This window comes from Micromonospora sp. NPDC004551 (assembly GCF_040609975.1).
In the GTDB taxonomy this organism is placed as follows: Bacteria; Actinomycetota; Actinomycetes; order Mycobacteriales; family Micromonosporaceae; genus Micromonospora.
In genome coordinates this window covers 1-20094 of record NZ_JBEXLM010000046.1, presented here as the reverse complement: position 1 = coordinate 20094, position 20094 = coordinate 1, and the positions used below count along the sequence as shown (strand labels likewise).

General features: G+C 74.7%; 19 protein-coding genes and 1 pseudogene. 10 read left to right on the top strand and 10 right to left on the bottom strand.

The features are described from left to right. The first annotated feature begins 56 nt into the window (after positions 1 to 56). From ABZW14_RS32055 to ABZW14_RS32045, 3 genes are all read left to right on the top strand, one after another. Positions 57 to 1028 carry a DUF2267 domain-containing protein gene (locus tag ABZW14_RS32055; protein WP_355354204.1) on the top strand — a complete coding sequence of 324 codons (972 nt, stop codon included), beginning with the start codon at positions 57 to 59 and terminating at the stop codon, positions 1026 to 1028. Positions 1029 to 1098: 70 nt separating this feature from the next. Next, a complete protein-coding gene (locus ABZW14_RS32050) occupies positions 1099 to 1890 on the top strand; it encodes a fused MFS/spermidine synthase (RefSeq protein ID WP_355354201.1) in 792 nt (263 codons plus the stop codon). Positions 1891 to 1933: 43 nt separating this feature from the next. Continuing rightward, on the top strand, positions 1934 to 3058 hold the full coding sequence (locus ABZW14_RS32045; protein ID WP_355354198.1) for an AI-2E family transporter: 1125 nt from the start codon (positions 1934 to 1936) through the stop codon (positions 3056 to 3058). 15 nt (positions 3059 to 3073) lie between these two features. Here ABZW14_RS32045 and ABZW14_RS32040 read toward each other — a convergent pair whose 3' ends face one another. Further along, positions 3074 to 4372: an NAD(P)/FAD-dependent oxidoreductase gene (locus ABZW14_RS32040; RefSeq protein WP_355354195.1), complete on the bottom strand. Its 1299-nt coding sequence runs from the start codon at positions 4370 to 4372 to the stop codon at positions 3074 to 3076. 58 nt (positions 4373 to 4430) lie between these two features. After that, positions 4431 to 6581, bottom strand: coding sequence for a glycogen debranching N-terminal domain-containing protein (locus ABZW14_RS32035; protein WP_355354192.1), 2151 nt, complete (start codon positions 6579 to 6581; stop codon positions 4431 to 4433). A gap of 117 nt (positions 6582 to 6698) precedes the next feature. Between ABZW14_RS32035 and ABZW14_RS32030 the strand changes: the two genes are divergently transcribed. Both ABZW14_RS32030 and ABZW14_RS32025 read left to right on the top strand, forming a co-directional pair. Further along, a complete protein-coding gene (locus ABZW14_RS32030) occupies positions 6699 to 8144 on the top strand; it encodes a M20/M25/M40 family metallo-hydrolase (RefSeq protein WP_355354189.1) in 1446 nt (481 codons plus the stop codon). A gap of 97 nt (positions 8145 to 8241) precedes the next feature. Beyond that, positions 8242 to 8400, top strand: coding sequence for a hypothetical protein (locus tag ABZW14_RS32025; protein ID WP_355354186.1), 159 nt, complete (start codon positions 8242 to 8244; stop codon positions 8398 to 8400). Positions 8401 to 8452: 52 nt separating this feature from the next. Here ABZW14_RS32025 and ABZW14_RS32020 read toward each other — a convergent pair whose 3' ends face one another. Further along, entirely contained in the window at positions 8453 to 8986 is a 534-nt protein-coding gene (locus ABZW14_RS32020; protein WP_355354183.1) for a GNAT family protein, read from the bottom strand. Between the two features lie 248 nt (positions 8987 to 9234). Between ABZW14_RS32020 and ABZW14_RS32015 the strand changes: the two genes are divergently transcribed. Both ABZW14_RS32015 and ABZW14_RS32010 read left to right on the top strand, forming a co-directional pair. Next, positions 9235 to 10806 (top strand): glycosyltransferase family 4 protein, encoded by a 1572-nt coding sequence (locus ABZW14_RS32015; protein WP_355354270.1) that lies wholly within the window; start codon positions 9235 to 9237, stop codon positions 10804 to 10806. After that, positions 10788 to 12308: pseudogene (locus ABZW14_RS32010) on the top strand (glycosyltransferase family 2 protein); the annotation flags it as partial. The gene ABZW14_RS32015 and the pseudogene ABZW14_RS32010, both read left to right, overlap by 19 nt. Before the next feature lie 63 nt (positions 12309 to 12371). Here the strand turns inward: ABZW14_RS32010 and ABZW14_RS32005 are convergent. The 4 genes from ABZW14_RS32005 to ABZW14_RS31990 all read right to left on the bottom strand — a co-directional run bounded on the left by ABZW14_RS32005 (position 12372) and on the right by ABZW14_RS31990 (position 15150). Continuing rightward, entirely contained in the window at positions 12372 to 12665 is a 294-nt protein-coding gene (locus ABZW14_RS32005; RefSeq protein WP_355354267.1) for a DUF6510 family protein, read from the bottom strand. 17 nt (positions 12666 to 12682) lie between these two features. After that, positions 12683 to 13444: a ferredoxin reductase gene (locus tag ABZW14_RS32000; protein ID WP_355354180.1), complete on the bottom strand. Its 762-nt coding sequence runs from the start codon at positions 13442 to 13444 to the stop codon at positions 12683 to 12685. 1 nt (position 13445) lies between these two features. Beyond that, positions 13446 to 14036, bottom strand: a complete 591-nt coding sequence (locus ABZW14_RS31995) for a sulfite oxidase-like oxidoreductase (RefSeq protein ID WP_355354264.1) — start codon at positions 14034 to 14036, stop codon at positions 13446 to 13448. A 94-nt stretch (positions 14037 to 14130) separates the two neighbouring features. Continuing rightward, positions 14131 to 15150 (bottom strand): TerC family protein, encoded by a 1020-nt coding sequence (locus ABZW14_RS31990; protein ID WP_355354177.1) that lies wholly within the window; start codon positions 15148 to 15150, stop codon positions 14131 to 14133. Between the two features lie 249 nt (positions 15151 to 15399). Between ABZW14_RS31990 and ABZW14_RS31985 the strand changes: the two genes are divergently transcribed. Continuing rightward, a complete protein-coding gene (locus ABZW14_RS31985; RefSeq protein ID WP_355354174.1) occupies positions 15400 to 16548 on the top strand; it encodes a CaiB/BaiF CoA-transferase family protein in 1149 nt (382 codons plus the stop codon). A gap of 18 nt (positions 16549 to 16566) precedes the next feature. Here the strand turns inward: ABZW14_RS31985 and ABZW14_RS31980 are convergent, their stop codons facing one another. Further along, the gene (locus ABZW14_RS31980) at positions 16567 to 16971 is read right to left on the bottom strand and encodes a DUF2267 domain-containing protein (protein WP_355354171.1); all 405 of its coding nucleotides are present in this window, start codon (positions 16969 to 16971) and stop codon (positions 16567 to 16569) included. 157 nt (positions 16972 to 17128) lie between these two features. Here ABZW14_RS31980 and ABZW14_RS31975 point away from each other — a divergent pair, with 157 nt between their 5' ends. Further along, a complete protein-coding gene (locus tag ABZW14_RS31975) occupies positions 17129 to 17398 on the top strand; it encodes a DUF2795 domain-containing protein (protein ID WP_091266256.1) in 270 nt (89 codons plus the stop codon). An 8-nt stretch (positions 17399 to 17406) separates the two neighbouring features. Then, positions 17407 to 18069 carry a DUF1345 domain-containing protein gene (locus ABZW14_RS31970; RefSeq protein ID WP_355354168.1) on the top strand — a complete coding sequence of 221 codons (663 nt, stop codon included), beginning with the start codon at positions 17407 to 17409 and terminating at the stop codon, positions 18067 to 18069. A 223-nt stretch (positions 18070 to 18292) separates the two neighbouring features. Here the strand turns inward: ABZW14_RS31970 and ABZW14_RS31965 are convergent, their stop codons facing one another. Together ABZW14_RS31965 and ABZW14_RS31960 are read right to left on the bottom strand one after the other, a co-directional pair. After that, positions 18293 to 18961 (bottom strand): hypothetical protein, encoded by a 669-nt coding sequence (locus ABZW14_RS31965; RefSeq protein ID WP_355354165.1) that lies wholly within the window; start codon positions 18959 to 18961, stop codon positions 18293 to 18295. 32 nt (positions 18962 to 18993) lie between these two features. After that, positions 18994 to 19965, bottom strand: a complete 972-nt coding sequence (locus ABZW14_RS31960) for a pirin family protein (protein ID WP_355354162.1) — start codon at positions 19963 to 19965, stop codon at positions 18994 to 18996. Between the last annotated feature and the right edge of the window lie 129 nt (positions 19966 to 20094).

The window sequence follows — 20094 nt, the reverse complement described above, 5'->3', positions numbered from 1 at the left end:
TCAGCGCCGGGAAGGCGACCGGCGCAAGCGCAACCGACCAGGAACGAGGTGCGACGATGCGCAAGCAGATGGAGGGCGACAACCAGCGCCGCCGGGCCCTGGCCCGGGACGCCCGGGAACGCGGTCGGCTTCCCAGCCAGACCGGCGCCAGCCTGAGCGCGTCCAAGCAGATCACCTCGCTGGACCGGCGAGAACGGTCCGGCCCGCCGCCGGCCGGCCGGCGTAAGCCGGACACGACGCGCGGCGGTCCCGCGCCGCCGCCCGCGGCCGTGGCGGAGCGCCCGCGCCCGCTGCCCGAGGAGCGGCCGCCCCCGGTGACCACCCTGGGCTACCGGGATCTCGTCGGCGACGTGAGCCGGCGGGCGGGGGTCGACTTCTCCACCGCCAAGGTGGCGGCGGAGGCGACGGTGCTCGCGCTGGCCTGGGCGCTCGACGAGGCCGCGCGGGAGCGGCTGCTCGAGGCGGTGCCGGTGAAGCTGCACGACGTGGTGCCGGTGGACGGCATCGAGCAGCGGCGCGACCTGCCCGGCTTCCTCGCCGAGGTGGGCCGGCGCAGCCGCCTCACCCCGGAGCAGGCCCGCTACCAGGCCCAGGCCACCCTGGCCGCGCTGGCCGACGCGGACGGGGAACTCGTCGAGTCGCTGCGCGTACCGGACGGGTTGCGGGATCTGCTCGCGCCGCCGGTGGCCGGCGGCGGCCTGGTGGGCGCGACGTCCGCCGCGGCCCCGCTGGACGAGCAGGAACTGCGTGACGCGCTCGCCCAGCTGAAGTACTGGTCCAGCGACCGGCAGTCGCTGGTGCGCACCATCGAGCTGCCGAACGGCAACCTGGACCGGGTGCTCGACCGGCTCGACCAGCTCCGGGGTGAGACCGGGCGCGGCCCCCAGATCGGCCGGCCCGACCCGGACAACGCCGTGCTCACGGTGCGCAGCGAACAGGTCGACGGGGTGACGGCGTCGGACGTCGACCTGGCCCGGCGGGTCGACGGCGCGATCGACGAGGCCGGCGCCGGGATGGCCGCCGGCTGAGTTGCGGACGGTCCGGGCCGGTGGGCGTCCCGCCCGCCGGCCCGCCGCCGCCCGGGTACCGTTGCCCGCCGTGGAGAGCGACGCCGAGGCGCTGGAGATCGTCGTGGACCCGGCGCGGCCCACCGGCCGGACACTGCTCGCCGCCGGGGTCGAACAGTCCTACGTCGACCTCGTGGATCCGCGCCACCTGCACTTCGAGTACGTGCGGCGGATGGCCGCCGTGGTCGACCTGACCGCGCCGCCGGGCCGGCCGCTGGCCGCCCTGCACCTGGGCGGCGGGGCGCTCACCCTGCCGCGCTGGCTGGCCGCCACCCGCCCCGGCTCCCCGCAGCGGGTGATCGAGCGGGACCCGGCCGTGGTCGAGCTGGTCCGCCGCGAGCTGCCCCCGGTGCCGGCCGAGGTGGTCGTGGAGATCGGCGACGCCCGGGACGCGGTCGCCGCCGCCCCGGCCGGGGCGTACGACGTGGTGTTCGCCGACGTCTACCGGGCGGCCCGGATGCCCCGGCACGTGGCCAGCGTGGAGTTCGCCGCCGAGGTGGCCCGGGTGCTCCGGCCGGACGGCGTCCTCCTGGTCAACGTCACGGACCTGCCGCCGCTGGTGCACACCCGGACCCAGGTGGCCACGCTCCGGGCGGTCTTCGCCGACGTCTGCCTCGTCGCCGACCGGCGGATGCTGCGCGGCCGGCGGTACGGCAACCTGGTGCTCGCCGCCGCCACCCGCCCGGACCGGCTGCCGGTGCGCCGGCTCGTCGCCCGCGCCGCCGGTGACCCGGTACCCGGCGGCGTGCTGCACGGGGCGACGCTGGACCCGTTCGTCGCCGGCACCCGACCGGCCACCGACGCCACCCTCGCCGAGCGCTGACCGGCGGGGGTTTCCGCTGGTCCCGCGTGGGTAGCCGCGCCGGATGAGCAACGCCGACGACCGGTACACCGCCCGCCGGGCGCTCATCGTGATCGGTCTGGTGCTCGCCACGCTGATCGGGCTGGCCCTGGTCTGGGCGACCCGGCGGGTGCTGGTGTGGGGCCTGGTCGCGGCGTTCCTCGCGGTGGCCCTGAAGCCCCTGGTCGACCTGGTGGAACGGCGGCTCGTGCGGCGCCGGGCCCTGGCCACCCTGCTGGTCTTCCTGGCCACCTTCGTGGTGCTGGCCGCGCTCGGCGCGGTCATCGTGCTGCCGCTGGTCGACGAGCTGACCCGGTTCGCCGACCGGGCTCCGGGCCTGCTCCGCGAGGCGCGGGCCGGGCGGGGGCCGGTGGGCGAGGTGCTGAACCGATTCCACCTGCGCCGGTACGCCGGCACCCACGCCGACCAGCTCCAGCGGTTCGGCTCGCGGCTCGGCGAGCCGGCGGTCGGGGTGGTGCGAAGCGTGCTGGAGACCGTGGCCGCCGTGCTCACCGTGGTGGTGCTGGCCTACCTCATGGTGCTGGAGGCCCCGAAGATCATCGCGGGGACGCTCAAGCTGGTCGGCGACGGCGCGGCGGTGCGGCTGCGGCGCATCGGCCGGGACTCCTCCCGGATCATCACCGGCTACCTCAGCGGCAATCTGCTGATCAGCGTGATCTGCGGGGGCCTGACCTTCGCCGTGCTGTTCGTCGTCGGGGTGCCGTTCGCCGCGGTGATTGCCCTGGTGGTCGCGCTGGCCGACCTGATCCCGCTGGTCGGCGCCACCATCGGGGCGATCGTCGCGGCCGGGGCCGGTTTCCTGCACTCCCCCACGGCCGGCGTGGTGGTGCTGGTCTTCTTCGTGGTCTACCAGCAGGTCGAGAACCACCTGCTGCAACCGGTCATCATGGCCCGCGCGGTCCGGCTGAACCCGCTGACCGTGCTGGTCAGCGTGCTGCTCGCGGCCGAACTGGCCGGCCTCGTGGGCGCCCTGCTGGCCATCCCGGCGGCCGGGATCGGCCAGGTGCTGCTGCGCGAGTTCGCCCGCGCCGGCCGGCAGGCCCTGCCGGTCCCGGCTCCCGCCGGGCGGGACGCGGCGGCCGGCGGCCGGGAACCCGCGGACGGGAGCCCGCCACCGGCCGGCGGCTGAGCCGGGCGGCTCCGGTCAGCCGCGGCGCACCACCTCGGGCGACTCGCTCTCCAGCGGCACCGCGTTAGCGGGGACCAGACCGAGCTGCACGGCCGGCCGGGGCAGGGTGGCGTCGAGCAGCCAGTCCGCGCCGACCCGGGCGCGGTTGCTCGGCATCGCATACAGGTGGTAGCCGCGGGTGACCGCCTTGGCCGGCAGGCCCGCGAGCGGCACGTGCAGCGGGTTGGCCGCCGCCTCCTTGCCGCCCAGGTCGACCACCCAGCCCAGATCACGATGCTTGTACGACTTCCGGGTGCCCTGCCCGTAGGAGGCGGCGATGTTGTGCGCCGCGAGCTTGCCCTGCCGCTGCGCGTGCTGGGCGGTCATGGCGCAGACCTGCCCGGGGCGGGTCGGGTCGGGAACGGCCGCCGCGTCGCCGCAGGCGAACACCTCCGGATAGCCGGGGACGTTGAGGTACTCGTCGACCACGAGGCGCCCCTTCTCGGTGCGCAGACCCAGCTCGGCCACGAACGGGTCGGGGCGCACCCCGACGCACCAGACCAGGCTGCACGTCGGGACGTACTCCCCGTCGGTGAGCAGCACGCCGTCCGGGGTCGCCTCGGAGACCGAGGTGCCCATCCGCACGTCGACGCCGCGCCGGCGCAGCACCCGGTCGGCGGTGACGGACAGCCGCTGATCCAGCTCGGGCAGCACCCGCGGCGCCACGTCGAGCAGCATCCAGCGGGGACGCACCTTGAGGTGGGGCCGCTGGGCCATCAGCCGGTCGGTGAAGAGCTGGCCGTGCGCCGCGACCTCGGTGCCGGTGTAGCCCGCGCCGACCACCACGAAGGTGGTCCGGGACCGCTGCTCGGCCGGGTCCTCGGCCAGCTCGGCCAGCTCGATCTGGCGGACGACGTGGTCGTGCAGGTAGAGCGCCTCGGGCAGGCCGCGGAACCCGTGCGCGTACTCGGTCACCCCGGGGATCGGCAGCAGCTTGTTGACGCTGCCGACGGAGAGCACCAGCCGGTCGTACGCGAGCTGGCCGTGGTCCCCCTCGGCGGAGCGGTAGCCGACCCAGCGGTTCTGCAGGTCGACCCGGTCCGCCTCGCCGATGACCACGCGGACACCGTCGAGGGTGCCGGCGAGCGGCACGGAGATCCGGGTGGGCTCGACGACGCCGGCGGCGACCTCGGGCAGCAGCGGCAGGTAGAGGAAGTAGTCGGTCGTGTTCAGCAGGACGATCTCGGCCCGCTCGCCGGCCCGCCGGCTCAACGCCTTCGCCGCGTGGTATCCGGCGAACCCGGCCCCCACGATCACCACACGAGGTTTCGTCATGCCTGCTGCCGTTCCCGTCGAGGACCCCGACAAACGTGGGGCATCTCGCCCTGGCCGGTCAGCCCGGGTCCAGCCGGACGTACCCGTCACGGCCGACCGCCTCCACCTCCCAGCAGTGTCCGAAGGCCCGGACCCGCTCGGCGGTGATCCGGCCCAGTTCGGTGGGGATGTCCGGGTCGAGGAGCAGCCGCCCGTCGACCGGGTTGACCCCCAGCATCGCCCGGACCAGGGCGAGCGGCGTGCCGGTCGCCCAGGCCTGCGGGCTGCACGCCGTCGGGTACGGCACGGCGAACATCAGCCGGTCCCGCTGGTACCCGCTCATCGCCTCGGGCAGCCGGTAGCCGAACTGCTCCGCCGCCTCGAGCAGCGCCAGGCTGATCCGGTTGGCCTCGGCCCGGTAGCCGTAGCGCGCCAGCCCGAGGACGGCGAGGGAGTTGTCGTGCGGCCACACCGTGCCGAGGTGGTAGCCGAGCGCGTTGTACGCCCGTTCCTCCCGGGACAGGGTCCGGATCCCCCAGCCCGAGAACATGTCGTCGGACATCAGTTGGCCGACCACCCGGCCCGCGCGCTCGACGGGCACGATGCCGCTCCAGAGCAGGTGACCCATGTTCGAGGTCTTCGCGTCGATCTGGTTCTTGTCGCCGTCCAGCCCGACGGCGTAGTAGCCGCCCCGTCCGGCGATCCAGAAGTCCCGGTTGAACCGCTCGTACAGCTCTGCGGCATCGGCGCGCAGCCGGTCCCCGAGCGCCGGGTCGGCGAGCGGGCCGTCGGCCAGCTCCGCGAGCCGCAGCTTCGCGTCGTACGTGTAGCCCTGGAGCTCGCACGTGGCGATGGGCAGCACCGGGATGCGGCCGTCGGCGAAGCACACGCCGTCCGGCGAGTCGCGCCAGCACTGGTTGCCCAACCCTTCCGGGGAGCGGGTCGCGTACTCGACGTAGCCGTCGCCGTCCCGGTCGCCGTAGCGGTCGATCCAGTCGAGCGCCGCCAGCGCGTTGCGGCGGAGGTCGCAGACCAGGGCGTCGTCCCGGGTCCAGCGCCAGTACTCGGAGAGCAGGATCAGCCAGAGCTGGGTGGCGTCGGCGCTGCCGTAGTACGGGCCGTACGGCTTCACCCCGGTGCGGGTCAGTTCCCCGCTGCGGACCTCGTGCAGGATCTTGCCCGGCTCCTCGTCACTGAAGTCGTCGCAGCGGGTGCCCTGCAACCGGGCGAGCGCGAGCAGGGCGCCGTGGGCCAGGGACGGTCCCGCGACCAGGGTCTGGTACGCCGTGATCAGGGTGTCCCGGCCGAACACGGTGAGGAACCAGGGCAGCCCCGCCCCCGGCAACATGATCCGCTGCCCCTTCACCTCGAGGTCGAGCCGGAGCGCGGCGATGTCGTCCCGGGACTGCCGGACGGTCCGCTCCAGCACCTGGGCGTCGCTGCGCAGGACGGCCCGGTCGACCGTCCAGCGCCGCAGCGGGTCGGGCGCCCGGCCGTGGATCACGTCCGCGATGTCGCCGGTGACCGGCTCCACCACCCCGAGCCCTGGTGGCAGGGGCACGTTCAGATCCACCCGCCACTCCTGGCGCGGCTGCAATTCCAGTTCCCAGACCAGCTCGTCATCCTCGACCCGGTCGGGCGCCGGCGTGGCCCGCACCTCGGTCCGGGCCGTGAAACCCTCGTTCTCGTACGCGAAGGTCAGGGCCTTGCCCTCGGACATGTGCTGCCGGGTGATCTGCGCGGACCGGTCGCGGACACCGGACTTCACCTCGAACAGGTCGGCGAAGTCGGCGGCGACCGCCAGCCGCACCTCGAGCCGGACCGGTTCGGTGCGAAAGGACACCAGCGAGATCCGCTCGTGGAACCCGTCGCCGACGTAACGGATCCGGCGCACCCCGATGCTGTCCGGCGGCAGGTCGGGCAGCGCGGGTGTGGTCAGCACGAACTGGGCCGAGTAGTGCTGCAGGACCTGCGAGCGCAGGACCAGCAGGCGACCGCCGTTGATGGTGAGCACCCATCCGCTGAGCAGCCGGGTGTCCAGGTGGACCAGGCCGCCGATGGTGCCCGGGGGCACGTCCCCAACGGGGTCGGAGTACATGAAGGTGGGACCACTGAGCACCGCGATCGACTCGGCGCCCAACTCCGGCGGGGCGGCTCGCTGGTCGCCGGGTCCGGCGCCGGCGGCCAGGTCGGGCGTCGGGTCGGCGGGAGTCGGGCGCACGACAGCCATACCGCGACGGTAGGAGGAGCGCGGGCGAGGAGGGCATCACCCGCTGCGGGTGAAATCGCCCGTCATCCACGCCCACCGATATGGACAACCCTCACCATCGGGGGCGAGGATGCCCTGATGGGAACCCACGAGAGCGCCGGAGGTGGGCCCACGAGGTCCACCCGGCGCACCTTCCTGACCGCCTCCGCCGCGGCCACCGCCGCCACCGTCGCCGCACCCCTGGCCGGCACGCCGGCGGCCGCCGATACCGTCGCGCCGCCCGGCCCCGGCCACCCGGTCCGGCCGCAGCCGCCGGACCGCGACCTGACCGCGCTGCTGCACGAGATCGACCGGGACCGGATCGAGGCCACCGTCCGCCGGCTCGCCGCGTTCGGCACCCGGCACACGCTGTCGAGCCAGGACGACCCGGTACGCGGCATCGGCGCGGCCCGGGACTGGATCCACGCCCAGCTCACCGGGTACGCCGCCGCCTCCGGCGGCCGGATGACCGTCGAACTCCAGTCGTACATCCAGCAGCCGGCCTCCCGGATCCCGACCCCCACCACCATCACCAACGTCGTGGCCACCCTGCGCGGCGACACCGCCCCGGACCGGGTCTACGTGATCACCGGCCACTACGACTCCCGGGCCACCGACGTCATGGACGCGGTCAGCGACGCGCCGGGGGCCGACGACGACGCCTCCGGCGTGGCCGTGGTGCTGGAACTGGCCCGGGTGCTGGCCACCCGGCGCACCGAGGCCACCATCGTCCTCGCCGCCGTGGCCGGCGAGGAGCAGGGCCTGTACGGCTCGGCGTACCTGGCCGGGCAGCTCAAGGCGGCCGGGGTGGACGTGCAGGGCATGTTCAGCAACGACATCGTCGGGAGCAGCACCGCCGACGACGGCACCCGCGACCCGCGGTCCGTCCGGCTCTTCGCCGAGGGCGTCCCGACCGCCGAGACCCCGGCCGAGGCGAGCGTGCGGCAGTCCGTCGGCGGGGAGAACGACTCGCCGTCCCGCCAGCTCGCCCGGTTCGTGTCCGACGTGGCGGACAACGGCGCGACCGGGATGCGGGTCCGGGTGATCTACCGGCGGGACCGCTACCTGCGCGGCAGCGACCACATCTCGTTCCTCCGCGAGGGCTGGCCGGCCGGTCGCTTCACCGAGCCGAACGAGGACTTCGCCCACCAACACCAGGACGTCCGGGTGGCCGACGGCGTCCAGTACGGCGACCTGCCGGAGTTCTGCGACTTCGACTACATCACCCGGGTGGCCCGGGTGAACGGCGCGACCCTGTGGTCCCTCGCGCAGGCGCCGGGCACCCCGAAGGGCGTCACCGTCGTCACCACCAACCTGACCAACGACACCACCCTGCGCTGGCAGCGCGGCACCGAACCGGACCTGGCCGGCTACGAGGTGGTGTGGCGGGAGACCACCGCGCCCGAGTGGCAGAAGGTGCTGCCGGTCGGCGACGTCACCGAGGTGACCATCGACCTGTCGAAGGACAACGTGTTCTTCGGCGTCCGGGCCGTGGACAGCTCCGGACACCGCAGCCCCGTGGCGTTCCCGAAGCCCGGCAGCTGACCACCCCGCTCACCCGGACCGGGTGGGGCCGCCTCACCCGGCCGCGCCGGAGGCTGGTGGGAACGCGAGAGTCGATCCCGACAGAGGGGAGCCCGCGATGAGCATCCTGCCGTCCGACCGGCGTGCGGCCCACTACCGGCAGCAGAGCGGTCGCCCGCAGCTCACGCCCCGGCAGCGCCGGCGCTTCGAGCAGAAGGAGGCGAAGCGGCAACGGCTGACCGGGCAGCGCCCGCAGGATCGGGGGCCCGGCCGCTGATGTCCCGACCACGCCGGTGGCGGTCGCCGTTCCGGTGGCCGCCGCCGCGCCGTCAGCCCCGCTCCGGCTCCGACGCGGTGATCGCCCAGCGCTCGTGGTCCCGCCAGGCACCGTCGATGAACAGGTAGTCCGGCGAGAAGCCCTCCTGCCGGAACCCGAGCCGCCGGGCCAGCCGCTTCGACGGCTCGTTGCCCGGCTGGATGTTCGCCTCCAGCCGGTGCAGCCCGAGCTCGGTGAACGCGTGCTCGATCACCAGCTTGATCCCGGCCGAGGCGTGCCCGGTGCCGGCGTACGGCAGGAAGGCGGCGTAGCCGAGGTAGCCGCCGCGCAGCGCCCCCATGACGATGCCGCTGATGTTCGCGTACCCGGCGATCGCGCCGGTGACCCGGTCGCAGAGCAGATAGCCGGAGCTGTCCCGCCCCCGGATCTTGCGCAGGTAGGCGGCGTACCGCTCGGCGTCGTCGGGCGCGCTGAGCCACGGGTGGTGCAGCTCGTGGCTGCGCCGGGCGGCGGCGACGAACTCCGCCTCGTCGGTCGGACGCGGACGGCGGATCGCGACGCGGCCGTCGCTGCGCAGGTACCTCACGGTGATCCACTCTCGGTCACCCGCCCGCCCCCTGTCCAACCGGGGGTCGCCGGGCGCGCAGGTCCGTGCCCGCGTGTCCGGGTCACCACCCAACCGCCTCCTCTCGGTCACCTTGCCGTCACGTCGGCGTAGCCGCGGCGACCGATGCCTCCACCAGCGTGGTGTCGCGCCGGAGAGGCCGGCCGACCAGCGGAGGACCAGCAGTGGCACACGAGGAGGCGACACCGCCGCGCCGCGGCCGCGTCGTCATGCTCGTCGACAACAAGGTCGAGGGCGACTCCCGGGTGCAGAAGATCGCCCGGTCCGCCGCCGAGGCCGGATGGGACGTGACCCTGCTCGGCCGCGCCCCGGACGGCGCCGAGCGGAGCTGGCGGCTCGGCGCCGCCGAGGTGCGCCTGCTGCCGATGCCCGAGCCGCTGCACCGGCGCCGGCACGAGTTCCGCCGCTCGCTGCGCTGGCCGCTGGCGTACCGGTCCGGCGGCATCGCCGAGCACCGCGCCCAGTGGGTCCGCGCCTGGCGCGCGGACCTGGCCGTCCGGTCCGCCCTGGTGGCGCGGCGCGCGGCCGACGGTGAGCTGGCCGGCGCCCGGCTGGGACGGGCGCGCCGCGCGTTGCGCCGGCGGGAGGTCGCCGCCGGGCTGCTCGACCGCTGGGTGTGGCTGCGCTCCAAGATGATGAACCGGGTCCGGTACGGCCGCCGCTTCCGCAGCCCGTGGGACCGGGCGTACACGCTGTTCTGGCAGCTCGTCCAGGGTGACCGGGCCTGGCGGCGGCTGGAGCCGGGGCTCTGGGACTACGAGCTGGCCTACGGCCCCGAGGTGGACCGGCTGCGCCCGGATCTGATCCACGCCCACGACTTCCGGATGCTCGGCGTCGGCGCCCGCGCCAAGATCCGCGCGGCCGGACAGGGCCGCCGGGTGGCGCTGGTGTGGGACGCCCACGAGTTCCTGCCCGGGATCAAGCCGTGGCGGGACCACGCCCGCTGGCTGCCCGCCCACCGGGCGCACGAGCGGGAGTACGCCCCGTACGCCGACGCGGTGCTCACCGTCTCGGCGGACCTGGCCGAGCTGTTGCGCCACGAGCACCGGCTCGCCGAGGCGCCCGGCGTGCTGCTCAACGCCCCCGCCGACGACCACCGCCCGGCCGACGACGCGCCGCCGCCGGACCTGCGGGCCGAGTGCGGGATCGGCCGCGACGTGCCGCTGCTGGTCTACAGCGGCGCGGCGGCCCCGCAGCGCGGGCTGGACAGCCTGGTCGAGGCGCTGCCCCGGCTGCCCGGCGTGCACCTCGCGCTGGTGGTCAACCCGGCGCTGCGCTACGTCGAGCGGCTGGCCGAGCGGGCCGCCCGGCTCGGCGTGGCCGACCGGCTGCACGTGCTGCCGTACGTGCCGCACTGGCAGGTCGTGCCGTTCCTCTCCGGCGCCGACGTCGGGGTGATCCCGATCCACCGCTGGCCCAACCACGAGATCGCCCTGATCACCAAGTTCTTCGAGTACGCACACGCCCGGCTGCCCGTGGTGGTCAGCGACGTGCGGACCATGGCGGCCACGGTCCGGGAGACCGGCCAGGGCGAGGTTTTCCGGGCCGGCGACGTCGACGACCTCGTCCGCGCGGTCACCGCCGTGCTGGCCGACCCCGCCCGGCACCGCGCCGCGTACGACCGGCCGGGGCTGCTCGCCGGCTGGACCTGGTCGGCCCAGGCCGAGGCGCTGGAGGCGACGTACCGCCGGCTGCTGCCCGACGCCCCACCCCCGCCCGAGGCGGACACGCCCGAATCGCCGACTCCCCGAGGAGCGCTCCGGTGCCCACCCCAGACGTGAGCGTCGTCATCCCGGTCTACAACACCCTGCCCTACCTGCGGTCCTGCCTGGACTCGCTGCTGCGCCAGACGATCGGCCACGACCGCATGGAGATCGTGGCGGTGGACGACGGCTCCACCGACGGCAGCGGCCGGCTGCTGGACCGCCTCGCCGCCCGCCATCCCGGCACCGTCAAGGTGCTGCACCAGGCCAACTCCGGCGGCCCGGCCGCCCCCTGCAACCGGGGCCTGGAGGTGGCCACCGGCCGGTACGTGTTCTTCCTCGGCTCCGACGACCACCTCGGCCCGGAGGCGCTGGAGCGGCTCGTCGCCGCCGCCGACCGCTACGGCTCGGACGTCGTTCTCGGCAAGGTGGTCGGGGTCAACGGCCGGCATGTCTTCTCGGACGTCTTCGCCGCCGGCAACGCGGTCGACGTGAGCCTGTTCGACTCGGCGCTGCCCTGGTCGCTGGCGAACACCAAGCTGTTCCGCCGCGATCTCGTGGACCGGCTCGGGCTGCGCTTCCCCGAGGACATGCCGGTGCTCAGCGACCAGCCGTTCACCCTGGCCGCCTGCTACCACGCCCGGCGGATCTCGGTGCTCGCCGACTACGACTACTACCACGCGGTGCGCCGGCTGGACGCGCGCAACATCACCTACCACAGCCGGGTCGACCAGCGCCTGGTCAGCGTGGAGCGACTGTTCGCCTTCGTGGCCGGACTGATCCCGGCCGGTCCGCGGCGCGACGCGGTGCTCCGCCGGCACGTCGGGCTGGAGCTGGCCAACCTGGTCGGCGACGACTTCCGCCGGCTGGACCGCGCCGCGCAGGAGCGGGTGCACGCCGCGGTGCGCCGGCTCGTCGAGCGGTACGTCACCGACGGGCTGCGGGACCGGCTCGACATCGAGGCCCGGCTGCGGCTGGGCGCGGTGACCGCCGGCGGCGTCGACGAACTGCTGGCCGTCATCGACCAGGACGCCGAGCGGGGCATCCCGGCCACGGTGGTCGCCGACGGCCGCTGGCACGCCGGCTACCCGGGCGCGCCGGCCGCCTGGACCGACGTCACCGAGGTACGCGCCGACTGGCTGGCCCGGCTGGACACCGTGACGGTGAGCTGGGCGGACACGCACACCCTCGCGGTGACCACGCGCAGCCCGTACCCCCGTTTCGCCGCCGAGGCGGGCCCGGTGCGGCTGGTGGCCGGCCCGGTCGCCGGCACCACGCTGCTGGACGCCACCGACCCGACCGGCCGGACGGTGCGGACCGACTTCCCGGTCGACCGGCTCCTCGCGGGCAGCGCGGCCAGCGGCCAGCGCCACCCGGTGCGGGCGGAGGTCGACGGCGACCACGGCCGGGGCAGCGCCCCGGTCCGCGCGCCCCGGCTCGCCGCCGGCCGCCCCCGGCTGCTGCGCCAGGGCGCCCGCCTCTACGGGGTGGCCGCGACCGTCGACCCGCGCAACGGCCAGCTCGTGCTGTCGGTGGTGCCGGTGACCGTCGGGCAGCTGGTCAGCCGGCTGCGCCGCCGCTGGCGGCGCAGCACGCCGGCCGTCGCCCGCCCGGTGCCGGCCCAGGCTCCGGCTCCCGCGACGTCAGAGCGGGCGCGGGTAGGGCTGGTCGAGGGGCATGGGGATCTGGAGGTAGGTGGTGCCGCGCAGATCGAGCCAGGCCTGCTCGGGGGCGCGGACCAGGCGCACCATCACCTCGGTGCAGGCCGGGCAGCGGCCGATCAGCCCGGGCGCGTGCGAGTAGACGTGCAGCCCCGCCATCGGCCCGGTGGTGCCGCAGTGCTCGCAGCGCCCGGTGGCGGAGCTCAGGTCGACGGCGAAGAGTTCGCGCAGCGGCCCGTCGAGCATGTTGCCGTCCACGTAGGACATGTCGGTCATGCGCCCTCCTCGGGTGGTCAGCCGGTCGGGCCGAACCGTTCGGTCTTCACCCGCCGCGTCGGGTGGCCCAGTCCCACCAGCAGGTCCGCCACCGTCTCCACGAACCCCGTGGGGCCGCAGACATAGCAGAGCGGCTCCAGGTCGGGCGGCCAGCCGTGGCTGTTGACGTCGGCCACGCCGATCCGGTGCGGCTCGCCCCGCCAGCCCTCCGGCGCCGCCCGGGTGTAGACGTACGCCACGTCCAGGCCCTGGTCGTCCCGGGTACGGCGGCGCAGTTCGTCGGCGTAGAAGACGTCGTCGGGGCTGCGCACCGAGTAGATGAGGCGGAACGGCGCCCGGCTGCCGGCGGCCCGCCGCGCTCGGACCATCGCCATGAGCGGCACCACCCCCGAGCCGCCACCCACCAGCAGCACCGGGGCGCTCTCGTCGGCGCGCCAGACGAACCAGCCGCCGACCGGCCCGCGCACCTCCACGGGGTCGCCCTCGGCGTAGGTGTCGGTGAGGTACGGCGACACCTCCCCGTCGGGCACCCGCTGCACGGTCACCGCGATCCGCTCCCCCTCGGCCGGCTCGGCCAGCGAGTAGGAGCGCGCCGCCTGGTAGCCGTCGGCGGCGGTGAGCCGGATGTCGACGTGCTGCCCGGGCTGGTGCCCCGGCCAGCCGGGCACCTCCAACACCAGGGTCTGCGCGCTCGGCGTCTCGACCCGGCGCTCCACCAGCCGGGCGACCCGCCAGCTCATCGGCGCGGCCACCCGCTCGCCGGTCGTCGGGGCGGCCACCTCAGTCGCCCTGGTAGCGCTGCTCGCGCCACGGGTCGCCGTAGTCGTGGTAGCCGGCGGTCTCCCAGAAGCCCGGCTTGTCCTCGGTGAGCAGCCGGATGCCGCGGACCCACTTGGCCGACTTCCAGAAGTAGAGGTGCGGCACGAGGAGCCGGGCCGGTCCGCCGTGCTCGGCCGGGAGCGGACCGCCGTCGTAGGTGTGCGCCACCCACGCCCGGCCGCCGCGCAGGTCGTCGAGGGGCAGGTTGGTGGTGTAGCCGCCGTAGGAGTGGGCCAGGGCGTACCGGGCGTCGGTGTCGACGCCGTCGAGCAGGGTGTCCAGCGAGACCCCCTGCCAGTCGGTGCCCAGCTTGGACCAGTGGGTGACGCAGTGGATGTCGACGTGCGGCGTCTCCTGCGGCAGGCCCATCAGCTCGTCCCAGGACCAGCGGTACTCGGCGCCGGTCTCGGTGGTGAGCACGAACTCCCAGGTGTCCAGCGGCACCCGGGGCGTCGGCCCGGCGGAGAGCACCGGGAAGTCCTCGGTGAGGTACTGCCCCGGCGGCAGGGCCGGTTCGGCCGTACGGGGCCGGCCCTGGAAGCCCGGCGACACGATTCCCACCCGTCAGTCGTACCACCCGCAGTGGGCCGGGGCGACGGGTTCGGCCGGGAGCCGCCGCGGTGGGTGACCACCGCGGCGGCCGGGGTCACCGTCGTTCGGCGACGACCGTCCGATCGCCAGGGGTGCGGTCGCGGGTGGCACGCAGACTGGTCAGGGTGACGATCACCAGGACGCCGATGATGACACCGAGCGACGCGAGGGTGGGGATCTGCGGCACGCCCGGCCAGATGCCGTGCGCCCAGTGCAGGCCCAGCTTGAGGCCGATGAAGGCGAGGATGACGGCCAGGCCGTAGCTGAGGTGCACGAGGCGGCTCAGGGCGGCGTGCAGGACGAAGTAGAGCGCCCGCAGGCCGAGCAGGGCGAAGGCGTTGGTGGCGAAGACCAGGTAGGGGTCCTCGGTGATGCCGTAGACGGCGGGCACCGAGTCGACGGCGAAGACGACGTCGGTGGCGAGCACGGCGACCACCACGAGGGCGAACGGGGTGAGCGCCCGCCGGCCGCCCTGCCGGATGGTCATCTTCGGGCCGTGGTACTCCTCGACCACCGGCATGACCTTGCGCAGCAGCCGGACCGACCGCATCTTGTCGATGTCAACCTCCTGCTCGTGCCCGGAGAGGGCGTCGCGCAGCAGCTTGACCGCGGTGGCGATCAGGATGAGGGCGAAGAGCAGGAAGGCGAAGTCGAGGGACTGGAGCGCGGCGGCGCCCAGGGCGATGAAGATCGCGCGCAGCACCAGCGCGCCGGCGATGCCGTAGAGCAGCACGCGCTGGGCCAGCACGGCGGGCACCGCGAACGCGGCCAGCAGCAGCATGAAGACGAAGAGGTTGTCGACCGAGAGCGACTTCTCCACCAGGTATCCGGTGAGATACTGGATGCCCAGCTCGGAGCCGTAGCGGCCCCACACCCAGGCGCCGAAGGCCAGCGGCAGGGCGATGTAGAAGGCCGACCAGCCCAGCGCCTCCTTCAGGGAGACCTCGTGCGGCTTCCGGGTGACCAGGAAGTCGAGCACCAGCAGCGCCAGCACGCCGGCGATGGTCACCGCCCAGAGGGTGGGGGTGCCGACCGACGACAACTCGGCGGCGGACAGGTACGACAACTCGGTCATGGAGCCTCCTCGAACACGGTGCCATGTCCGAGGTCTCCTTCACCCACCGTTGGTGGGCAACCACCCGAGGCGCGCCCGGGGCCCGCCGTACTGACCGGAATGGTTCGTGGGAAGTACTCCCCTCGCCGCCTCAAGGTTAGGGCAACCTCAACGCGCACGCCAAGTGGCGGCCCGGATGATTGCCCTGGTCAACCGCTGTGCGGGCCGGGGAGCATGGTGCCCGCCGCGCCGGGGCCCTATGGTGGCGCGATGAGCAGTCAGGGGCCGCTGACCGGCCTACGGGTGATCGAGCTGGCCGGCATCGGGCCCGGACCCTTCGCCGCCATGATGCTCGCCGACCTCGGCGCGGACGTGGTGCGGGTGGACCGGATCGGCGGCGGTGGCTTCGGTGACGTCCCGGGCGACCTGCTCAACCGCAACCGCCGCTCGATCGCCGTCGACCTCAAGTCCCCGGAGGGGCGCGAGGTGGTGCTGGCCCTGGTCGCCGGGGCGGACGCGCTGGTCGAGGGCTTCCGGCCGGGCGTCACCGAGCGGCTCGGCCTCGGCCCGGACGACTGCCACGCCGTCAACCCCAAACTGGTGTACGGGCGGATGACCGGCTGGGGGCAGGACGGCCCGCTGGCCCACACCGCCGGGCACGACATCGACTACCTGGCGCTGACCGGAGCGCTGCACGGCGTGGGCCGGACCGGCGAACGCCCGGTGCCGCCCATGAACCTGCTCGGCGACTTCGGCGGCGGCGGGATGATGCTGGCCCTCGGCGTCGTCGCAGCGCTGTACGCGGTCCGCGCCGGCGCCCCCGGCCAGGTGGTCGACGCGGCCATCGTGGACGGCGTGTCGGTGCTGGCCACCCAGATCCACGCGCTGCGCCGCGCCGGCATGTGGCAGGACCCGCGCGGGGTGAACCTGCTCGACGGCGGCGCGCCGTTCTACGACACGTACGAGTGCGCCGACGGGCGGCACCTCGCGGTGGGCGCGCTGGAGCCGCGGTTCTACGACGAGCTGGTCCGGCTCACCGGCTTCCCGCTCGACGGCGACGAGGCCCCCGACCGGCACGACCCGGCGAACTGGCCGGCGCTGCGAGCCGCCTGGGCCCGGCTGTTCCGCACCCGCAGCCGGGACGAGTGGGCCGCGCTGCTGGCCGGCTCGGACGCCTGCGTGGCGCCGGTGCTCGACTGGGCCGAGGCCCCGGAGCACCCGCACCTGGCCGCGCGGGAGGTCTTCGTCGCGCCCGACGGGGTCGTCCAGCCGGCCCCCGCCCCGCGTTTCTCGGCCACCCCCACCGCCGTACGCCGGCCGCCGCCGGGGCCCGGTGAGCACACCGACGAGCTGCTGGCCGAGGCCGGCCTCGACGCGGCGCGGATCGCCGCCCTGCGGGCCTCCGGAACGGTCGCCTGACCGGGGCCGGCGCGGCGGTCAGCGGCGGGCCGCGGCGGGCGCCAGGGCCGGTTCCACCATGTCCCGGAAGTCGCGCGGCAGCTGGACCACGACGTCCTGGAACTCCCCACCGGTGATCGCCTCGCGCAGGGTGCAGAACACCGCGCGCACCCCGTCCCGGGCGGTCTTCTCGTCGACACCGGCCCGCACGGACACCCGCGCGACGAACTCGGCCGCCCCGAAGCGGTCGGCCGCCTCGGCGCGGGGATCCGGCTTGAGCAGGCCCTGCAGCGGCTTCGGCAGCTGCGCGGCGAGATCCAGCACCTCACCGCCGGTCAACCGGTCGGTGAGCGTCGCCAGCGTGGCCTGCGTCAGCTCCGTCGCCCGCTCCTGGGACGTCCCGGTACGCCGCGCCACCCGGCCGACGAACGTGAGGTAGTGCATGGGTGGTACCCCCTTCGGTGCTCAACACCGCGCGGCTACCCGTAACGGCGGCCCGGAAACGGCGGCGGATTTCCACCGGTGGCGGGCGTGACCCGCGGTCCGGCGGGTAACCGCCGCCGGTCGTGACCGCAACTACCTGGCGCGAGGAGCCCCACCCATGGCGAGTTACACGGACGTCCTCGAGTACCTGTCCGCGCTGGACTACCCGGCCGGCAAGGACGACGTCATCCAGGAGGCCGAACGGGAGGGCGCGCCGCCGGAGGTGTTGAAGGCGCTGCGGGCGCTGCCGCCGGTGGACTATGCCAACGGCACCGAGGTGGCCCGCTCGGCCGGCATCGACGCCGCCCCCGAGGTGGGCCGGTCGCAGCGCGCGGCGCAGGCCCGGGACCGGCACCCGCGGGTGTCGCAGCACCTGCGCGGCATCTGACCCGTCCGGTGCCGCGCCGGACGGCCGTGCGGGTCCACGGCCACGTGCCGGCGGCGGTCCAGCTCGTGGTGATGGCGTTGGTCGGTGTCCTGGCCGCCGCTGCCGCCGCCGCCATGTTCACGCCGGCCCTCGCCCCGCTCGTCGGCTGGGACGGCGCCGCGTTGAGCTGGCTGGCGTTGCAGTGGGGACGGCTGTCCCGGCTGGACGCCGCCCGGACCGCCCGGTTGGCGAAGCTGGAGGACCCGAGCCGGGCGACGCGCGACGTGCTGCTGCTGGCCGCCTGCCTGGCCAGCCTGCTGGCGGTCGGTCTGGTGCTGACCACCGCGCACAGCGTCCCGCCCGGACTGCCCCGGGACCTCTACGGGGGACTCGGTGTGCTCAGCATCGTGGTCTCGTGGTTCGTGGTGCACACCGTCTTCACCACCCGGTACGCCCGGCTCTACTACAGCGGTGAGCCCGGCGGGATCAACTTCCACCAGGACGAGCCGCCCACCTTCTCCGACTTCGCGTACGTGGGCTTCACCGTGGGCGCGACCTTCCAGGTGTCCGACACCGACCTGAGCAGCTCGGAGATGCGCCGGACGGCGCTGCGGCACCTGTTGCTGTCGTACCTGTTCGGCGCGGTCATCATCGCCGCCACGGTGAACCTGCTCGCCAGCCTCGCCCAGTGAGCGCCACCAACGGCGGAGACAGGCGGGCGCCCCGGGTCGCGAACCGCAACCTGGGGCGCCACGCAGCACCTGTCCCCGCCGGTCCGCGCCCGAACCGGGTCGCGACCGACAGGCGGTGGATGTTCGCCCGAACCGGGCGGGCATCGCTGCCACGATCATCATACGACAGGGCATCAGCCGAACGGGTGAGTATCGCGGGATTGTGGCCCGGGGCACGTCTCGGTCACGGGGCCACCTCGGCGTACCGCTTCTCCAGGTCCACCCGGGCCAGTGCGCCGACCAGCCAGGCCAGCCGCTCCGACTCGCCGCTGCCGGCCAGCCCGGCCAGGTCGTCGGCGGAGCGCCCCAGCCCCAACCGGCGCGCCGCCGCGAGCGCCCGCCGGTCGGCCACCGGCGCCACCTCCCGCCACACCGCCTGCGCCTCGCGCAGGAACAGGTCGGCCACCTCGTCGTCCACCCCGGGCAGCGCGGTCAGCAACCGCCGCTCCCGGGCCGGATCCTGGTGCGCCTCGGTGCGGAGCCGGCGCAGGTCGCCCCGGTAGGCGTCGACCACCTTCTGCGCCAGGTCACCGAGCGTCGCGGCGAGCGCGTCCACGTCACCGCGCTGCCCGGCGGCGCGCAGCACCCCGACCCGGTCGCCGTGCAGCGAACGGGCCAGCCGGGCGGCGCTGTCCCAGCCGGCGTCGCGCAACCCCGTCGCGGCGTCGACCGCCTTGTGGAAGTCACCCCGCCGGGCGAGCAGAACGGACAGGTAGAGCACCTGGAACAGCTGGGACGGGTTGTTCGTGACCCGGAACCCGTACCGTTCGGCGAACCCCCGCCCGTCCCCGGCGAGCCGGCGGACCAGCCGCTTCTTGTCCTCGACACTGGAAATCGCACTGGTGGTGGGCATGCCCGCCGTCTACCCGGGGCGGGGCGGGGCATTCAGCCGAGCGTGGTGCCGTGCCGGTCCCGCGCCTTGAGCCGGGTCGTGGGCAGCGCCGGGGCCGGCAGCGGAGGCGCCGCGTCGTCGGCGACGGTGCCGAACCGCCGGCCCGCCATCCAATCCTCCCGGGCGGCCGCGACCTCCTCGTGCGAGCGGCCCACGAAGTTCCACCACATGACCAGCGGTTCCTCGAACGGGGTGCCGCCGAGCAGCAGCAGCCGGCTGCCCGGGGCGGCCCGCAGGGTCAACGTGTCCCGGCCGGCGCCCAGGTAGAGCAGCGCGCCGGGGGCGAGGGCCACCCCGTCCACCTCGGCGGAGCCGGACATGGCGAGCAGCCCGTACTCGAAGTCGCGGCGCAGCGGCAGCGTGGCCGGCGCCGGACCGCGGACCTCGAGCTGGGCGCCGACCAGCGGGGTGTGCACCACGGCCGGGGAGCGTTCCCCGCCGACCTCGCCGACGAGCAGGGTCACGTCGAGGTCGCCGTCGCTCCAGCGGGGCAGGTCGGCGTGGTGGGCGAAGTCGGCCGCGCCGGCCCGGGCCGGATCCGGCAGCGCCACCCAGAGCTGCACGCCGTGCATGAGCGGCGGGTGCACCAGGGGCGAGCGCTCGGAGTGGCTGATGCCGTGCCCCGAGGTCATCACGTTGAGCTGGCCCGGACGGATCGGCTGGACGTTGCCCAGGCTGTCCCGGTGCAGGATCTCGCCGTCGAGCAGCCAGGTGACCGTCTGGAGCCCGGTGTGCGGGTGCGGCGGCACCTCCATGCCGGGACGCTCGGCCACGTCGTCCGGTCCGAAATGGTCGACGAAGCACCAGGCGCCGACCAGCCGCCGCTGCCGCTGCGGCAGCAACCGGCGCACCGTGGTGTAGCGCCCCAACGGGACGTCGTGCCCGGGCAGCAGCACGCTGCCCGGGTCCGTGGAGCCCACGCCAGGTGGGAGGGTTTGCGCCGGCAGGGATTCGGTACGGTCCACCGCCCGACTGTACGCGCCGCCGGGACGCCGACGCCCTGGATACGCCACTGGCCGGCACCCCGTCGTTCGGGGTGCCGGCCAGTGGTGTTGGCTCAGCTGTTCCAGTTGTGGGCGACGATGTCGGTGGCC